This is a genomic window from Marinobacterium sp. YM272, from assembly GCF_050908845.1.
Lineage (GTDB): Bacteria > Pseudomonadota > Gammaproteobacteria > Pseudomonadales > Balneatricaceae > Marinobacterium_D.
In genome coordinates, this window is record NZ_CP194171.1 from 3,064,263 (window position 1) to 3,081,221 (window position 16,959).

The window sequence follows — 16,959 nt, forward strand, 5'->3', positions numbered from 1 at the left end:
ACCTACAACTACTTGTTTGGGACAGATACTCCGCAATGGCCAGCTACACCCACACACAGTCGCTCGGACACCTGACCGGGCTGGCGGGCAGACTCTTCAACAAACTGTTAACCAGTCGTTTTCAGGCCGCTGGCATCGATATGACCGCCGAGCAATGGGGCGTAGTTCTGCTGCTGGTCAATCACGACACCCTGACCCAGGGGCAGATAGGCGAAATGCTGTACCTGGAAAAATCGACCATCAGCCGCTCGATCACGGGGTTGGTTAAACGCGGCTGGGTGGTCTGCAACAAGTCAGCCGAGGATGGCCGACAGAGGAATGTTTCGCTCACCCCCAAGGCGATGAAAATCGTCGAACGCTGTGCAGAAATTGCCAGTGGCGTACTGAGGGATGCGCAGCAGGGCCTAAGCGAAAACGAGATCGCCAGCAATCAGCAACACCTGGCCAGCGTGATCGGCAACCTGCGCCAATTGAACAACAACGGTACGGACAGCGGCGACGACTCAACCGGCTGAACGCCCCCTCGCCCTACTGATATCGGTTCCACCGGGTTGAGCGGCTGCTAAGCAGCGATCTGGTGGGCACGGCCATAAACCGTAAAGCCAAGAAAACGACAACGAATACTGGAGACACAATGAGCAAACGTAATGCATTAATCACCGGCGGTGCGCGCGGCATCGGTGCCGCAACGTCCAAAGCACTGGCGGCCGAAGGCTACCGGGTATTTATCAACTACGTGAACAGCACTCAGGCGGCTGAAGAACTGGCTGCAGAAATCAACGCTGCCGGTGGCGAAGCCGTGCCGGTACAGGCTGACGTGCGTAACGATGATCAGATCAAGGCGATGTTCGCCATGATCGATGACGACTTCGGTGGCGTTGACGTACTAGTCTCCAACGCCAACATGAACTTCACACCCAAGCCCTTCCTGGAGCAAAGCTGGGACGAATTCTCACAGAAACTCAACGACGAGCTGCATGCCTCCTACACCGTGGCCCAGATCGCTGCCACCGGCATGAAAGAAAAAGGCTTCGGTCGCCTGGTATTCATCTCCAGCACCCTGTCTGAAGACCCGGCACCGAGCTTCATCGCTCACGGCGTTGCCAAAGGCGGCCTCGACAGCTTCAGCAAATACCTGGCGCAGGAGCTGGGCCCTTACGGCATTACGTCCAATATCGTTGCGCCGGGCATGGTGATGACCGACGCTACGGCCGGTGCACCGCAGGAATTCAAGGACTTCCTCTGCAGCATCACGCCGACTGGTCGCCTAGCCCAGCCAGAAGATGTTGCCAACACCATCCGTTACCTCACCAGTGAAGCCAGCGGCCATATCACCGGCACCTACAACCCGGTTTGTGGCGGCGCCTACCTGCAATAATCTTTCAGGCGCAACATCCGCCTGAACCGATACCACCCGGCACCAGACCGGGTGGTGTTCCTTTCCCGTTACACCAGCAAAAATCTTTGCGGCTTAGAAACACCGGCCATCATCAAGATGTAGAGGCTCAGAGGGCTATTCGCACCAGTGAGAGGTTCAGAGCGATAGTCGATCTGCATATCGGGTTACAAGTAAAAATCCACCTGCCTAGCAGGTGGCTTTGCATGGAACTCCCTATAAGGGAGCCTGGGTAGACCTACCGACTAATGCTGGGATCACGCATATCCGCTTACTTTTCGAGGCCTGTTTCGGCTGCTGCCGAACAAAGGGACTTGTACGGACAAGTCCCTTTGCAATCCCAAACCGCCCCTATGGCTTGGTCGGCTACGCCGACTACCCTGTGCTTCTCGCCTGAAAGAGCGGGACAGGAAACTCGCAGCGTTGCTGCTCAAACAGCCTGTCCCTTATCTCTCTTTCAGCCTGCGATGCTCGGCTGCGCCAAAGGGGATGGATTGCTGCGCTCAGGCAGCCATGAGACATCGAGCCCTGTCTTCACCAAGGCACCAGAAAGGCCTAGCTTCGATTAGACGATCACCACCTCCATAGGAGGTGGTTTAAGAGCGACAACAAAAAAGGAGGTGCATGGCACCTCCTCTTGCGATCCCCATTATGGGACGGTGTTCGGCCTGTGGTCAGCCCGTTCAGAGTTCGACGTTGTGGTACACCTGCTGTACGTCGTCCAGATCGTCCAGTATCGCCATAAACTTCTCGAACAGCGCCACATCGTCGCCTTCGAGGCTGGTGTAGCTCATCGGGATGAACTGGATCTCATCGACGTCGAAATCGATATCGCCGAAGCGTTCGATCAGGGCGGTCTTGGCCTTGAAGTATTCGGTGTTGGGGGCAAAGACGGTAATTTTGCCATCTTCGTTTTCGATATCGGTGACGTCCACGTCCCCTTCCATCAGCGCTTCAAGCACTGCTTCTTCATCATCGCCGGCAAAGACGAAGATGGCGCAGTGATCGAACATGTGGCTGACGCTGCCCTGCGTACCGATCTTGCTCTTGGTCTTGGTGAACGCCTGGCGCACGTCGCCGAAGGTGCGGTTGGGGTTATCGGTCAGACATTCGATGATCGCCATGCTGCCGCCGGGGCCGTAACCTTCGTAACGCGCCGGAGAGTAGTCTTCGCCGCCGCCACCCTTGGCCTTGTCGAGCGCCTTATCGATAACATGCGCCGGAACCTGTTCCTTCTTCGCGCGATCGATCAGGCCACGCAGCGCCAGGTTGCCATCGGGGTCAGTACCGCCCGACTTGGCCGTGACATAGATTTCGCGCCCGTAACGGCTATAGAGCTTGGCCTTCATGTCCGAGGTTTTGGCCATCGACTCTTTGCGGTTCTGATACGCTCTGCCCATGCGGTGATTTCTCCGGTAGTGATCTTAAAGGGGGCGATTTTACTGCGAACCGTCCGATCTGAATACTGCGCGTTTCAGCCTTTGCACGATGTTCCTATGGGAGGCCAAGCCAGCTGATGGCGGGAAATTGAGTTAATCCAAACACGCCTGCACAGATCTGGCCCTGCCCGCCTGCGAACTTCAGACCTTAGACTTTCAGGTGTGGGATTTTTTAGTTACAGAAGGTTTTAATATAAAGCGCTTCAACCTTTGCCCTTGCCCAGGGTGTTCTGCGTAGAAACTTCAAAGAGGACTTAATGGATGGATTGTCGTAAAAACAGTTGATTCTTATTTCTGCATCTAACCCCTCCCAGCCATAGTGCTCCTGCAAGCGCACGAGAATCCTTTCCAGGGTCAAACCGTGTAGTGGGTTATTCGGTTGTTCTTGGCTCATGAAGTGCTCCTGTGGGGCGTAAACTTAACACCGTAGTTTATCAGCATTCATAAGTGCTTAGGGTCCGTGCGTATAGGGTCTCTGCGTAGCTGCGTAGAGTCAGATCCTGTCCTTTGCCTCTGTTCTCGGAATATGAATCAAAAAACAAAACCTGACCCCGTAACTCTGACCCCGTAACTCCTCGTGAAGCGTCTTGTTCACTCTTTTTCGACCGCGTTCAGACAGCGCCATCTATTCCCCACACATTCCCCACCCAGCCCTCAAGCGCCACCTCCGAGGAAACCCTAATCTTGCCAACGTGAGATAACAAAACACAGCAACCCGCTGGGCATAACAGGAGATTTAACCATGACATCTTTAGCCGTTGTTTCAGCTGAAACCAAACCCGATTACGATGCAATCAAGAAAAAACAGCAACTGACCTGGGCATCCGGCAACTACGCCAAAGTCGGCTCAACGTTGCAGCTCAGTGGCGAGCTGTTGTGTGAAGCGATGGATCTGCGCAGTGGTGATACTGTGCTGGATGTCGCTGCCGGCAACGGTAATGCCACACTGGCCGCTGCTCGCCGCCACTGCAATGTCACCTCAACGGACTACGTTCGCGAACTGCTGGATCAAGGTGCTGAACGCGCTCAGGCGGATGGCTTTTCCGTGCAGTATCAGGTCGCCGATGCTGAAAGACTGCCCTTTGCAGATGGACAGTTTGACAATGTCATTTCGACCTTTGGTGTGATGTTCACGCCAAACCAGGCGCAATCAGCCAGCGAGATGCTGCGTGTATGTCGGGCAGGCGGCAAGATTGGTCTGGCCAACTGGACACCGGACGGCTTTATTGGCCAGTTGTTCAAGCTGATCGGTCAATATGTCGCGCCGCCGGCCGGACTGAGTTCACCCGCTCTGTGGGGTACCCAGGCGTTTATTGAGACACATTTTGGTCAGGGTGCAGAAACCATGGAGATTAACCAGCGTGAGTTTTGCTTCCGCTATCTGTCACCGGATCATTGGCTGGATGTCTTCCGCACCTATTATGGCCCGACCCATAAAGCGTTTGGCGCATTGCCGGAAGCAGAACAGGATTTGCTGGCCGCAGATATTTTGCAACTGATCCAGTCACACAACGTTGCGACAGACGGCACCATGAAACTGCCTTCTAGCTATCTGGAAATAGTAATCAAAAAATCCGCTAATTAATGGCGATAAAGAACCCGGCCCGACATAAAACATCTGGCCGGGTTCATTGTCTTTTCAGCTCAGAAACCAGCCTTCTTCAGCCCTTGCAGCAGTAACTGACGAAAGTCCTGATCGACAAAGGGAAACGCCACAAAGAAATGCTCGGTATCGACGTTGGCAGTTCGCATAAGTGCCTGCTTACGCCAGTGCTCTGCTTGCGAACTTTGCCCCCCCAACGCGTGGATGGCGGCAGTAATCATATGAATCAGGTAGTGCGCCCCGGGTGAGCGTGCACCTTTTTCTGACCAGATCATTGCATTCGCAAGATCATTATTTTGCAGATGAGCCAATCCTCGTGATGTATAAACCGCATACAACAACGGATCTAGTGGGCTCAGATGAGACGCCTGCATGCCGTGAGTGATCGCATCGCTGGCGTGGCCTTGCATCAACTCAGCAAATGCACAGGAATAGTAACCCTGCGCATAATTGGGGCTCAGTTCTACCGCTCTGGTTAGCCAACCGAAGCCTCCTGCCGTGTCGGCTTCGAGCCAATGCACCCGCCCCATGTTGTAATTTGTAAAGGGATCCAGCGGATCCATCTCTATGCCCTTCTCTGCCAGACGTCGGGCATCCTGTGTTGCCGTCACCGTGTCGGTGTCGTAGCGTAAAAACGCATCCTGAAAGCGCGTAAACGACAAGCCTGCATAGGCTCTGGCAAAGAGCGGATCCTGCTGAATAGCCAGCGAAAAATACTGTGCAGCGCGCCCATTATCCGTCTGATTAAAACGGAACATGTGCCTTAATCCCAGATGGTAATTTGCCCAGGCATCCAAATTATCCGAAACAGCAATCGATGCCATGCTGGCTTCGTGAAGCGGGATATACATCTCAAGCGATGAGATCACCCGTGTCAGAATCTCTTCACGGGTTTCGTGTACATCGTTTAGAGATGTTTCAAATCGTTCTGCCCAGATCACATCGCCTGTCTCACAATCAGATAGCTCGACCATAATGATACGTTTGCCACCGAGTACATCCGTCGAACCGCACAGGGCATAACGAACATGCAGCTTGTTGCCGATGTCCTCAAGATTGGGGTTATCCATCGTAAACTGAAAGGCGGTACCCCGGGCAATGACCCGTATCCAGCGCAAACGTGACAACCCCTGAATCAGATCATGAGCAATGGCCTCTGAGATAATCTGGTTTTCGTTATTCGAGCCAGTTTTAAAGGGCATGACGATGATTGAAGGTTTGCCCTGATGCACCACAGCATCAACCGGTGTGCTTTGCTGCAGTGAGTCAACGATGATTTTTGATGGCTCAATACTTGATTCAATATTTTCAGCAGAGGGCGCTACCGTTGAGACCTCCGCAATAAACCGCAACCCCTTACCTCGCTGGGTCCGAATCAACCGCTGCCGTTGACCATCATCCCCCAAGGCTTTGCGCAGCATCTTTACACAGGTGGTAATAGCCGTGTCCGATGTAAAACGGCCCTGCCAGAGCTGCTCTACAATCTCATCTTTCGAGACAACCCTGTCACGCTCTGCAACCAACAGCACCAAAAGGTCATACACCTTGGGCTCAAGTGTGATCACCTCCCCCAAACACGTCAGTTCAGCAGCACGGGTATCGAGTACATAGTCGTCAAAGCAAAATTTCATTCATACTTCCTGCGAAGTCCACGCTGAAGAAAACAAAAAACTGCTAAAAACCAAAGACCTAAAGGGGTACTGAAAAATAAAACTCAGCCAGGCTGACATAGCCCAAAGCCTAGCGCGTACGTATGCGGTTATAAAACACTCCAATCCATTCGAAGATCCCTGATTTAGCCTCGTCAATGTTCGATACTGCTCAGCATAGACCAGCTTCACCTTTAGCCGACTGAAAAAGACACCAACACCGGATTGTCCCAGCCGTTCCGTTTACGGCTCATAGCGGGCAAACAGCCATGACTGTCCATCAGCGCCTGAAAACGGTTGCAGCGGCATGGACTCCACGATCAGAGTGAATATCAAACCCGGCTGATACCGCGTTGCTTGGAGGAGCGCGGAGGGTCAGGTCTTGTTCTTTGATTCATATTCCGAGAAAAGAGGCAACAGACAAGATCTGACCCCGTCAGTGCAGGCCCCATCAGTGCAACGTCACCTGCCCCCAGACATCCTGATAATGGCTATAAAAATCTTCAGTGCACCCTGCTGCTCGGGCGACTAAGGCCTTGGGGATCTGGGAATCGGCGCCACAGCGGGAGTGAAGTTTGAGCAATAGGATGGCAAAAGCGAAACGAAGCATTGAGCGTCCGACTTGACCAACATGTTATGCGCCGCTACGCTTATGTACATATTTTTGTACATGTACAGGAACCTACTATGGAAAGCATTAGCTATACCGCTGCCCGCAGCAACCTTGCAAAAACTATGGAACAGGTCTGCAACGACCACGCCCCAATCGCCATAACCCGAAAAGGCGAAGGTGCTGTAGTTATGATTTCGATGGATGACTACCAAGCCCTTGAAGAGACTGCCTATTTGTTGCGAAGCCCTAAAAATGCCAGACGGCTGATTGAGGCTATTGCCGAGCTTGAAGACGGAAAAGGACAAGAAAAGGAATTGCTTGAGTGAAGCTAATCTTTGCGGAAAAGGCTTGGGAAGATTACATATTCTGGCAGAAGACGGATAAGAAAATACTCAAGCGTATTAATACGCTCATTAAAGAAATCCAGCGAGAGCCTTTCGATGGTGTAGGCAAGCCCGAACCCTTGAAACATGCCTTGTCTGGATATTGGTCCCGAAGAATCAATGACGAGCATCGCATCGTTTATAAGGTTCATGAGGATTCCCTTCTAATTGCACAATTACGTCATCACTACTGATTGCGTATAACGCACTGCACAGGGTGTGGCATAAATCGCGGCGTGTTGACGGGCACAGCGACCAAACCGCTTCGGCTTTGCGTAGTTGCGGAGGACAAAATCTTGTCTTTTTCCTCTATTCTGGGAGTCTGAATCAAAAAACAAGACCTGACCCCGTGACTTTTGGAGCGCCAGCGGAATGGCAATCCCAGCCGAAGGCGACAACGCTGCCTTGTTACGCGAGATTTCCGTTTTATACTGGCTTTTCAAGTTGAATTAACATATCTGATATTTCAGCAACTTTTTCATTGATAGCCACTTCTGCATCATATAGGCCACGATTATAGAAAAATGCACCCATTTCCTCTGAAAAGAAATCAATGAGAAATTCTGCATCGAACCCACCAATTTCCTGATCTAATTCTTCTCTGAAGTAGAGCTGGACCTGTAGTGGTTCAATGATTCCGGACACCCAGATAGGTGGTAACCTTGCCACCCAAGAGGTGTTCAATGAAAAAACAACGTCGTTCCTTCACGCCCGAGTTCAAGCTGGAAGCCGCCAGTCTTGTACTGGATCAGGGCTATTCCATCGTTGAGGCCTGCCGGTCACTTGGTATCGGTGATACCGCACTGCGTCGGTGGGTGGATCAGTTACGTGCCGAACGTGACGGGGAAACGCCCGCCAGCAAAGCTATGACGCCCGAGCAGAAGCGCATCCAGGAACTGGAAGCCAGGGTTAAACGCCTGGAGCAAGAAAAGGACATATTAAAAAAGGCTTCCGCTCTCTTAATGTCAGACGAGTTCAAACGTATGCGCTGATAGACCGTTTGAGAGAGTTAAAGCCTGTTGATCTGGTCTGTCAGGCATTTGGTATCAAACGTTCCAGTTATTATGACTACAGGAAGGCAAAGCGGCGTATCAAGCCGCAACGCCTTGAGCTTAAAGCCCACGTAAACCGTGCTTTCAAGCTCAGCCGTGGCGCGCTGGGAAGCCGGGGTATCTGTGACTTTCTGGCTTCAGAAGGGATCGTTGCCGGCCGCTATTTAGTCCGTCGCCTGATGAAAGAGTCCGGCTTAGTGTGTAAGCAGCCAGGCCGCCATAAATACAAACGGACGACCATTGAGCATGTGGACATACCCAACCGGCTGAACCGTGAATTTGATGTGTTACACCCTAACCAAGTCTGGTGCGGTGACATCACCTACATTTGGACAGGATCTCAGTGGTCTTATCTAGCCGTCGTTCTGGATCTGTACGCCCGCAAAGTTGTTGGCTGGGCAGTCTCCACGACAGCCGACGCGAGTCTAGTCATCAAGGCGTTGGATGACGCCTGGAACCGGCGTGGGCACCCTGAAGGCATCATGTTCCATTCGGATCAGGGATGTCAGTACACCAGTCTGAAGTTCCGCCAGCGGCTTTGGCGCTACCGCATGGAGCAAAGCATGAGCCGTCGTGGAAATTGCTGGGACAACTCGCCGATGGAGAGGTTGTTCCGCAGCCTGAAAACGGAATGGGTGCCAGAAACCGGTTATTCCTCGCTAATGGTCGCCAAAATGGATATGGGTCGGTATCTGATGGATTACTACAACCGCCAGCGGCCACATCGTGCCAATGGCGGCATCAGTCCGGTGGCGGCGGAAGAAAAACTTAAAACCGTGTCCGGGATTAGTTGACCACTACAACCTTCTTCACCATCACTTCTTTTTCTTCTTTGGTGAACTTTATATTATCCATAATTCGATCTCTTGATTCACTTAACGCTCACCGTAACCGGCGTGTAAAAGCATAGCGAAGCGACGCTTTTGTACGTCGGAGTTAAGGGTGTTGTTATCCATTTCTTTACTGTCTTTTTATCACACTGTTGATCGACAATAACCGCCCGCTAAACCTGAGACCCTTCTCCACATCATCCTTCCTTGCGTCAATGTGAAGATGTGGCTCGGAGCTATTCCCCGAATTGCCGATCTCAGCCAATTGCTGCCCCACAGCCACGACGTCACCAAGCGCCACTTTAATACTTCCGCTCTTCAGGTGGGCCATGAAAACATCCGCCTCAGCACACTTCAGCACCACATAGTTGCCTTCCGGATGTTCTGTGTCGGGGTGTCCAGGAGGGTTGTCCGGTAGGCCATCTCGAACCTTGAAAACAGTTCCCTGGCACGGGCTGTAAAGCTTCTCGCCGAAGACTTCGTAGGCACTAAGCCCTGCAGGGCTTATGCCCTGTGCCCGATTGCCAAGTGAGTTTAACTTCACGATGTCCATGGCCAGCTTGCTATCACCCAGCGCGTGGAACGGGTTTGTGATTGTGCTGGTGCCGCCTTGAAGCACGTAATAGGTCCCTGATCCAAGCGGGAAAACCAACTCAGTCGTTTCCTCTGATGGGTAATATGACCTGATGGCCAAGGCATCCAGCACCCCGAATAACAGAAGGACCAGTATAGGCGGAATTGCGATTCTGCAATCGCTCGCAGAAAAACGATGGCTATTACGTCTCGCCCGGAAGTATGAGAATACCGCAGCGATGGCGAATAGCCCGAGCACAACATACCGCAGGTAATAACTTGTGAACGCCCAAGGGCCAGTCATAAACGCGAAAGTGATGATACTTCCAGAAGCCGATAACCGGACTAGCCAATTCAGCCTGCTTAGATAGGGAACCCTGAGTAGCCAGGCGAGAGCCACTCCTGAAAGAAGTATCGGATAGGCCGCCAACGCTATAGGAAGGATTTCACTCATCACGTTAATTTATCAGTAGTGCATGACGCCGCCATAAACGGCGCGAGCTTGCAAGCGTCCGGCGACCGTAGGGAGCGAATTTAATGGCCTTGTTAGAGCTCATGTTCGATATCTTCTAAATCTAAATCCTCGAGTTCACTTTCTGAGTCTTTTCGATAAATTCCAATGACAGTTTCCCAAACCAACAACCCAAACTCATACACTCTTTTAGTTGTATCCAAGGTTACTTGGCTTACCTCCCAGTGCCTGCTCCCATTATTCGTGAGTCCAAAATGCCGACAATGATCATAGGTATCTATAAATTCCTTAAACTGCTTTTTCAGGCCGTCATGTAAGTTGTGCTTATCAACTAGGCTTTCAAATATCTTCGATGGCGACGGCACTCTTTCGCTTGGCTCAGGTATGTTCTGGCCAAGTAACTGCGAAACACTTAGGCCTATTGTGCATATAATAAAAACACACCGCTCATGAAAATGCTCGACTTGATCATTTTCTTCAATGTCGTTCTCCAGAGCTAACCAGTATAATTTGGCTTGCTGCAATGAGTACAATTGAAGATTTGTATCCGGGCCACTTGAATCTATGAAATAGTAATGATGGGTCATAGTAAGCTCCAACGATTAAGCTAACGGGCAGGCAAACGCGTAGCGTTTAACTGTCCAGCGAACGAAGTGAGCGAAGTTGAGCGCATTGTTATATTCAATTGCCGTTATAGCCATGAACCTTGCTGCACAAAACCTCTTTCCAGAACGTCTCACGCTTGCGAATTTGTTTTTCGGTTGAATGAGTATCGGCTATTTCCAGAATTGAGTACTGGAAATTTAATTTATGCCCACTCCCATTTTCTTTTAGAACTAGCTTTAGGTCACGATTACCCCCATGGCCATTACTGGCATAGGAACACCATCGTTGCCATATACCCGTACCGCCAGTAGCACTACCCACATACAACTTACCATTTGCCGTATCGGTAATTAGATATATGCCACATACATTCGAGAGAGCTCCATGCCAAGAAGGCACCTCTTGAGCAGTGATTAACCGAAGCTGTTCATGAGTGACTCTAACTTTGTTGTGCCCAGGGAACTCCCCAACACTCATGCGCTTTGGCAGAACTTCTGTAACAGTAAAGCCAGCACCATCCGGCTTGCCATATATGTATGATGGCCTACCACTCCGCTGATGAGACACCACCACGCGACCAATTAAATCATCTTGACCTGGCAGCAACTCTGTTTCATAGGCGATGTGTTTGTCGCTAACCTTTTTGCAGCCCAAGACCTTATAGACACCCACAAACAACCAGGTATCTCTGCGAACCTCAATAAGCGAAACAATATGGTTGCGCGTAAAGTTCCTTTGAGTTTGGCGTTCCTGCCACTCTTTGAACCTGCCCTGGAAAAAAGCATGAAGGGGATTGCCAGTCGCCAAGTGAACCTTGTAACTCGCCGTATCAAGGCTGACATTCGCTGCATCAAGAAATTTTGTCAATGTCAGCACTCAAACTCTCCTTGAATATAACGCCCCGCATAAAGGGCGATAACACATGGGCTAAAATTAGGAACGAAGTGACGCAGCCCATGTGTTAGCGTCCCAGCGAGCTTGCGAGCGATTTAATGCGTTTGTTAGCTGTCTTTCTCGTGCCAAAAATTTAATTCTCTACCCGAGAGCATCTCTCTCATTTCTCTAGCTAATTCTTGATTTTTCAAAGAGCCATTCTCAAAACGCTCAATGATTTTCTCTCGCAATGGTTCATGTATTTTGCGTCGGTTCATCGCTGCACTTAACGTAGTAGCAGCAAATCTATACGGGAATTCATTTTCTTTCATGTCAGCTAAGATAGCTTTGTATTCTTCGGTAACATCTAACCAATCTTCCAGGTTATCTGCTTCTAAATCAAAATGTGCAGGCGTAACTTTACTTGGAGCTTTTCCCGAAATAATCTTTATTCCGGCTCTTTCATAAGCCTTAGCAACAAGTTCAGAGCAAAATGAAGACTTTTCATTTCCTGAACCCATGAATACTTTGTTGTAGCCTTGGGCATAAAAAAACATAGCCGCTTTTTGAAGTTTTTCGGTATTCAAACCTGCTTCTGTTATGGTTTTATGTCGAATAACTCTCCATCTACCTTCACAAGCAACATCCTCATCAAGTAGCAGAGTTAAGTGAACACCTTTATCACCTGTAGAATGAATAAATATTCCATCGCCTAAGCAAAACTCAACATGGCTTGAACGAGCTTTTGAATAGATAACTTTTTGCATGGCGACAAGAGATGATGACAGCTTTCCTTCACCAGTTAGCAATAAAATGTCTCCGGGTAACACCGAACTCTCCTAGGCAGCTAACAGTCTGTTAATGGGGCCTCTGGCCCCATAATAATTATAAATCACTTCTAGCCCTAGAAAAATAATAGCCTGCTACAGCACCAATAATGGCACTACCAAATGCTAAAAGCTCGGAGAAGTAGGGACTCTTTTCGATGGTGGCAAACGTGATTAGCGCCAATATTCCAAATGTAAGCATAAGTGCGAGAAGAGGTGCAGCGCGCTTATTGAGCCGTTCAGTCAGTGGTTCGGCTTTACCTATGCCACCACACGATCCACACATTAGCCCATGTTGATTTTTTAGCTGCCAAAAGTTGAGTTCATTTCGCTTAGCACACGCCAAGCATGAAGCTCCATCCTTTCCATTGGTGCACGTTCCAGTACCGGAGCAGTGCTTACATTCATGTAAATTAGCGGTTACTTGCACGATATTCCCTTCGATTTATAACGCTTCAAACACCGGCAGCGTTTACGCTGTCCGAGTGCTTTGATTTGTTAAATTTTCAATGTAATTCTGTCTCGAGCTCATTAGTGCCCATATCAAAAGCTTGATAATAAATAGGTATTCCAAATCTTTCTCTAATATTATTCAAATAAGCTGACGCCTCTTCAGTAATCTTATTTGGGGATACAATCACTAACTTTTTAGCATGATTGCTATCGGGATAGTATGAATATTCAAGAAGCTGAGAAAAAGCCTCTCTAATGCACGCTAAAACAGTTGATGATGTTTTTATCTCATAAAATATCAGGCCCTTATCGCTCTCTCTTGCCACTATATCGATCTTCGTACCATTAGTTGTTAGCTGTTCTGTACCAACATTATCATTCCCATAACTTTTAGTAAGATGGAGGTATGCTCCATTTTGAATTTTATTATGAATGTTATCTATCTTCTTGCTGTTATCTTCATATGTTCTCCAGCCTTCATCTTTTCCCGGATTATGGCCGGGCACAAAGTTAAAAGTATGGGTTAAGAAATCAGGCAAGCCTAAATATGGTTGAAAATTATAATAAGTAGCGGATAGGGAGTCGTCACTTGCGGAGAACTCCTTAGGAGGTTCTTCTAAACTTAAATCACTAGGCCTGAATTTGACGGTAAATAGAATTTTAGGGTCAGTTTTTCTTAGGTCTTCCGAAGAAGCACCTGCCTGACCAACTTGATCAATCATTTCATCGAGCCATCCTTGCTCTTTATAAATCTGATATATTCTCTCTGATTCTAATTCAGGAACAATCTGAAGCTTATCAATTGAACCAATCCACCATCTCGTTTTCGTTGCACTGTTAATTGAATATAGATATACCTTTAAATCACTATCCTTATGAACATTTCGCCCGGTATTGGCTGCTTGTAAAAAACTATAGTGGTAGCCATCTACGATCTTGTCGAGATCAAAGAGCCATTCCTCATGGCCATAGCCAACAATTTCTTCGTATGAGTCTTTGTTTTTAGATTTTCCTTCTGGTCCCGAAGGTGATCGCCAAGAGTTGGTATTCCAACAGATCCTAACTACTTTTTCTTCGGTCACGAGATGTCCCTTATTATAAATTTAACAGTCTGTTAATGAGGTCTACGACCTCATAATAATTATTAGCAGGTATACCTTTTAATTCTGGACTCCGGCTCAATTTTATTCATAAGCCTTTGATATGAAAGGGAGTACTCTGGATAACTCATTAACAAAAAGGTAGCTCCCACGACAGTCCGCCAACTAACAGGTATACATTCGCTATTACATTTCATGGATGAGGTGTTAAGCATGTCGGACTCCCCTTTCCTTAAGTCCGTGGAAGACTTTATGCGTGTGCAGCGCTACAGTCGGCGGACGATTCGCTCGTACCTGTACTGGATCAAGTTTTTCATCCTGTTCTGTAACAAGAGGCATCCGTCCGAACTTGGTGATGTTGATATCCAGCGGTTTCTGACGTTTCTCGCGACAGAACGAGACGTTTCGGCGGGTACTCAGGCGCTCGCATTGAATGCGGTCGTATTCGTTAAAACGAAGTTTCTGGGGCAGTCCGTTGGTGACTTGTCGGGCTTCAATCGATCCCAACGACAGCGGAAATTGCCTGTGGTTTTGACACCGGACGAAGTTTCGGCGCTGCTTTCTCAGCTTACCGGTGAGCATTACCTGATGGCAGCGATGCTGTATGGCTCTGGCTTGCGGCGGATCGAGCTGGTTCGCCTGCGCGTAAAGGATATCGATTTCGATTACCGCCAGGTTCGGGTAATGAACGGCAAAGGGGGAAAGCATCGTTTGGTGACATTGGCCGATGAGCTGCTGGCCCTGCTGACTAAACAGGTCAAACACATCGAAGCCTTGCTCGCGAAAGACCGAATGACCGTGGGCTATGCAGGCGTCTGGCTGCCGGATGCACTTGCCCGAAAATACCCCAACGCTCCTTTTGAGTCCGAATGGCATTATCTCTTCCCTGCCTCTCGCTTAAGTATCGATCCTGATAGCGACTGTTTGCGGCGACACCACTTCGATGAGAGTAACCTTAATAAGATTATAAAAAAAGCAGCCCGCGATGCCGGTATAAGGAAACAGGTATCCTGCCATACGTTGCGTCATTCATTTGCCACTCACCTGTTACAGTCAGGCGTCGACATCCGCACAGTTCAACAACAGCTCGGGCACGCCGATGTAAAGACGACAGAGATTTACACCCATGTACTGAAGCAAGGCGCTCAGGGTGTGAGGAGTCCTTTAAGTGGCCTTCCAGAGCAGAGATAAAGGCATAGAAACGAAAACGCCGCGGTACTAACCCCCTGAACGACGCGCTATGAAAAGCACTCCGGCCCCTGTTGTCTTTAAAAAATCCTAAACAGGGCTCGGTCCCCTGTGGTCGCTGCTGCTGTCATTTTGTGCCTCGATAAGCGCTACCAGATTTTCGAAGCTAGTCGGTTTTCCGAACAGGTAGCCCTGACCGTAATGGACGCCCACGTCGACCAGCGCCTTGAGCTGACTTCTGTTTTCGATGCCCTCGGCGACTACTTCGGCGCCGATTTTTGCTGCGATATCGACAATATGCGGGATCAGCGTAGAGCGCACCGAACCGCCCTCCATCGCGCTAATAAAGCTGCGATCGATTTTGAGGGTATGACATTTGAAATCACGGATCTGGCTCAGGTTGGAATACCCAGTGCCGAAGTCATCGACAGCGATCTGGAAGCCATTATCTGCCATGGTCACCAGCACCTCTGAACTTTCCAGTGTGGAAAGCTGCTCATTTTCCGTCACTTCAACCACATACTGGATTCCCTCCCGTTTCAGCTCACTGCTGGAAAGCAGCTCCAGTATTTGGGTGCTCTCGATATCCTGGGCGAAAAAGTTGAGATTGATCTTGAACGGTTTCGGCAGGGCAACGATTGAATCCAGATCATTCAGCATCTGGTTGATGATCAACCGCGTAAAGGTCCAGGTTTTCTTTCTGGAATTAATGACCGGAATGAACAGATCGGGACCAATCTCGCCGTTAGCATCCCGGAAACGGGCCAGGGCTTCACACCCTATAATCCTGCCGCTGCCAAGATCCACGATGGGTTGATAAAGACAATGAAAGCCACCCGCAGCGAGCCCACGCATGACCCGGGCCTCCGTGGAACGGTAATGACGAATAAAGCTGGACACGGCTAATGCGCTGAACAGCGCCAATAAAAAGGAAACGGCCACCCAACCCACCAGGGCCTGGTAATACTGCTGATGGAAAAACAAATTTGTCGCGGTGATCGTGATACAGAACGGCAGGGTCCCAATGCAGTCGCGCACTTTGAATGCAGCCCCCGGTTTGCCCGGTGGCCCTGATGCAACGAGACTGTCTCCAGGGCGACTCGTTACGCCGTCGGCCACATCGAGATGCCAGGCGGTATCCAGCGTAACCAGGTTCTCCAGAAAATCACGATGGATAACCCCACTGAAACTTCCGGACTGGATGACCATGGCCGAAAGCTCTTTATCGGTCAGCCTGATCGGCACATTCATCCAGACCGAAGCGCCGCTTTCAGTAATAAAATCCGGCTCTTCGATCTTTACAGGTTGCTCCAGCGCGCCCAAAGCGGCACTGCAGATCAAATACCCATCTTTTACAAAACTGACACCCTTGATATTGGCAGAGACAAACATCGCCTGTCGCATCTCAAGCAGCGTATCAGCATCACAATCCTGTGTGTTGCGGGCATTGAGCGTATCCAGTGTCGACAGGACATCACCGGCAATCACTTCGATCTGATTCAGGCTGGCTATCGCCTCACGCTGAAGGAGTGCCTGGAGGTCCCCTTTCAGCAGGCTGTAGCTGAGGTAATAGGTTGCCAGACCAACAAGTACGCCGACGAGAATCACGCTGACCCTGTCAAATATCGCGTTGGCACTGCTGTTCACGGCAAGCCCCTACTCAGACACTTTCCGTGTGGTTATGCGATAGCCCGAATGCAATTAGCCGACCTTTAGGCCTCGACTGTATTTTGATAACCGGTGCTGGAAGACCAACATTTTCATCATGCCCCCAGATTATAGATCGCCAGGGCGTAACAGATGCTGCTCGATGGGAAAGAGGTAACTCGATCTGCTTCGCCAATTCAGGGTGTTGCGGTATAGAGCAAACAAAAACGCCGCCCTGCATGATGCAGAGCGGCG

The 16,959-nt window shown here is 49.8% G+C and carries 17 protein-coding genes; 7 read left to right on the plus strand and 10 right to left on the minus strand.

Translation table 11 applies throughout. The annotated features are described in order from the left end of the window. Positions 1–35 precede the first annotated feature (35 nt). Entirely contained in the window at positions 36–515 is a 480-nt protein-coding gene (locus ACQUQP_RS13615) for a MarR family winged helix-turn-helix transcriptional regulator (protein WP_432695576.1), read from the plus strand. Between the two features lie 119 nt (positions 516–634). Then, positions 635–1,378, plus strand: coding sequence for an SDR family NAD(P)-dependent oxidoreductase (locus tag ACQUQP_RS13620; RefSeq protein ID WP_432695577.1), 744 nt, complete (start codon positions 635–637; stop codon positions 1,376–1,378). 701 nt (positions 1,379–2,079) lie between these two features. On the opposite strand, the gene ACQUQP_RS13625 is transcribed toward ACQUQP_RS13620, so the two are convergent. Both ACQUQP_RS13625 and ACQUQP_RS13630 read right to left on the minus strand, forming a co-directional pair. Further along, complete coding sequence (locus ACQUQP_RS13625; RefSeq protein ID WP_432695578.1) at positions 2,080–2,796, minus strand: YebC/PmpR family DNA-binding transcriptional regulator; 717 nt, start codon at positions 2,794–2,796, stop codon at positions 2,080–2,082. Positions 2,797–3,007: 211 nt separating this feature from the next. Further along, entirely contained in the window at positions 3,008–3,229 is a 222-nt protein-coding gene (locus ACQUQP_RS13630) for a VF530 family DNA-binding protein (RefSeq protein WP_432695579.1), read from the minus strand. A gap of 348 nt (positions 3,230–3,577) precedes the next feature. On the opposite strand from ACQUQP_RS13630, the gene ACQUQP_RS13635 reads away from it, so the two are divergent. Beyond that, complete coding sequence (locus ACQUQP_RS13635; protein ID WP_432695580.1) at positions 3,578–4,420, plus strand: class I SAM-dependent methyltransferase; 843 nt, start codon at positions 3,578–3,580, stop codon at positions 4,418–4,420. A 59-nt stretch (positions 4,421–4,479) separates the two neighbouring features. Here the strand turns inward: ACQUQP_RS13635 and ACQUQP_RS13640 are convergent, their stop codons facing one another. Continuing rightward, positions 4,480–6,069: a winged helix-turn-helix domain-containing tetratricopeptide repeat protein gene (locus tag ACQUQP_RS13640; RefSeq protein ID WP_432695581.1), complete on the minus strand. Its 1,590-nt coding sequence runs from the start codon at positions 6,067–6,069 to the stop codon at positions 4,480–4,482. 705 nt (positions 6,070–6,774) lie between these two features. On the opposite strand from ACQUQP_RS13640, the gene ACQUQP_RS13645 reads away from it, so the two are divergent. Together ACQUQP_RS13645 and ACQUQP_RS13650 are read left to right on the plus strand one after the other, a co-directional pair. Then, the gene (locus ACQUQP_RS13645) at positions 6,775–7,026 is read left to right on the plus strand and encodes a type II toxin-antitoxin system Phd/YefM family antitoxin (RefSeq protein WP_432695582.1); all 252 of its coding nucleotides are present in this window, start codon (positions 6,775–6,777) and stop codon (positions 7,024–7,026) included. After that, complete coding sequence (locus tag ACQUQP_RS13650) at positions 7,023–7,277, plus strand: Txe/YoeB family addiction module toxin (RefSeq protein WP_432695583.1); 255 nt, start codon at positions 7,023–7,025, stop codon at positions 7,275–7,277. The genes ACQUQP_RS13645 and ACQUQP_RS13650 overlap by 4 nt, the downstream gene beginning before the upstream one ends. A gap of 232 nt (positions 7,278–7,509) precedes the next feature. On the opposite strand, the gene ACQUQP_RS13655 is transcribed toward ACQUQP_RS13650, so the two are convergent. Further along, positions 7,510–7,728: a DUF2164 domain-containing protein gene (locus ACQUQP_RS13655; protein WP_432695584.1), complete on the minus strand. Its 219-nt coding sequence runs from the start codon at positions 7,726–7,728 to the stop codon at positions 7,510–7,512. 38 nt (positions 7,729–7,766) lie between these two features. Here ACQUQP_RS13655 and ACQUQP_RS13660 point away from each other — a divergent pair. After that, a protein-coding gene (locus ACQUQP_RS13660; protein WP_432695585.1) for an IS3 family transposase occupies positions 7,767–8,929 on the plus strand; the annotation gives its coding sequence in 2 pieces (ribosomal slippage) (positions 7,767–8,022 and positions 8,022–8,929; 1,164 coding nt in all). Between the two features lie 166 nt (positions 8,930–9,095). On the opposite strand, the gene ACQUQP_RS13665 is transcribed toward ACQUQP_RS13660, so the two are convergent. From ACQUQP_RS13665 to ACQUQP_RS13685, 5 genes are all read right to left on the minus strand, one after another. After that, on the minus strand, positions 9,096–9,992 hold the full coding sequence (locus tag ACQUQP_RS13665) for a M23 family metallopeptidase (RefSeq protein ID WP_432695586.1): 897 nt from the start codon (positions 9,990–9,992) through the stop codon (positions 9,096–9,098). A 92-nt stretch (positions 9,993–10,084) separates the two neighbouring features. Further along, entirely contained in the window at positions 10,085–10,597 is a 513-nt protein-coding gene (locus ACQUQP_RS13670) for a hypothetical protein (protein WP_432695587.1), read from the minus strand. Between the two features lie 94 nt (positions 10,598–10,691). Next, positions 10,692–11,492 carry a GIY-YIG nuclease family protein gene (locus ACQUQP_RS13675; protein ID WP_432695588.1) on the minus strand — a complete coding sequence of 267 codons (801 nt, stop codon included), beginning with the start codon at positions 11,490–11,492 and terminating at the stop codon, positions 10,692–10,694. Between the two features lie 125 nt (positions 11,493–11,617). Further along, positions 11,618–12,319: a hypothetical protein gene (locus ACQUQP_RS13680; protein ID WP_432695589.1), complete on the minus strand. Its 702-nt coding sequence runs from the start codon at positions 12,317–12,319 to the stop codon at positions 11,618–11,620. A 503-nt stretch (positions 12,320–12,822) separates the two neighbouring features. After that, a complete protein-coding gene (locus ACQUQP_RS13685) occupies positions 12,823–13,851 on the minus strand; it encodes a hypothetical protein (protein WP_432695590.1) in 1,029 nt (342 codons plus the stop codon). Positions 13,852–14,082: 231 nt separating this feature from the next. On the opposite strand from ACQUQP_RS13685, the gene ACQUQP_RS13690 reads away from it, so the two are divergent. Beyond that, a complete protein-coding gene (locus ACQUQP_RS13690; RefSeq protein ID WP_432695591.1) occupies positions 14,083–15,060 on the plus strand; it encodes an integron integrase in 978 nt (325 codons plus the stop codon). Between the two features lie 87 nt (positions 15,061–15,147). On the opposite strand, the gene ACQUQP_RS13695 is transcribed toward ACQUQP_RS13690, so the two are convergent. Next, positions 15,148–16,704 carry an EAL domain-containing protein gene (locus ACQUQP_RS13695; protein ID WP_432695592.1) on the minus strand — a complete coding sequence of 519 codons (1,557 nt, stop codon included), beginning with the start codon at positions 16,702–16,704 and terminating at the stop codon, positions 15,148–15,150. Positions 16,705–16,959: the final 255 nt, after the last annotated feature.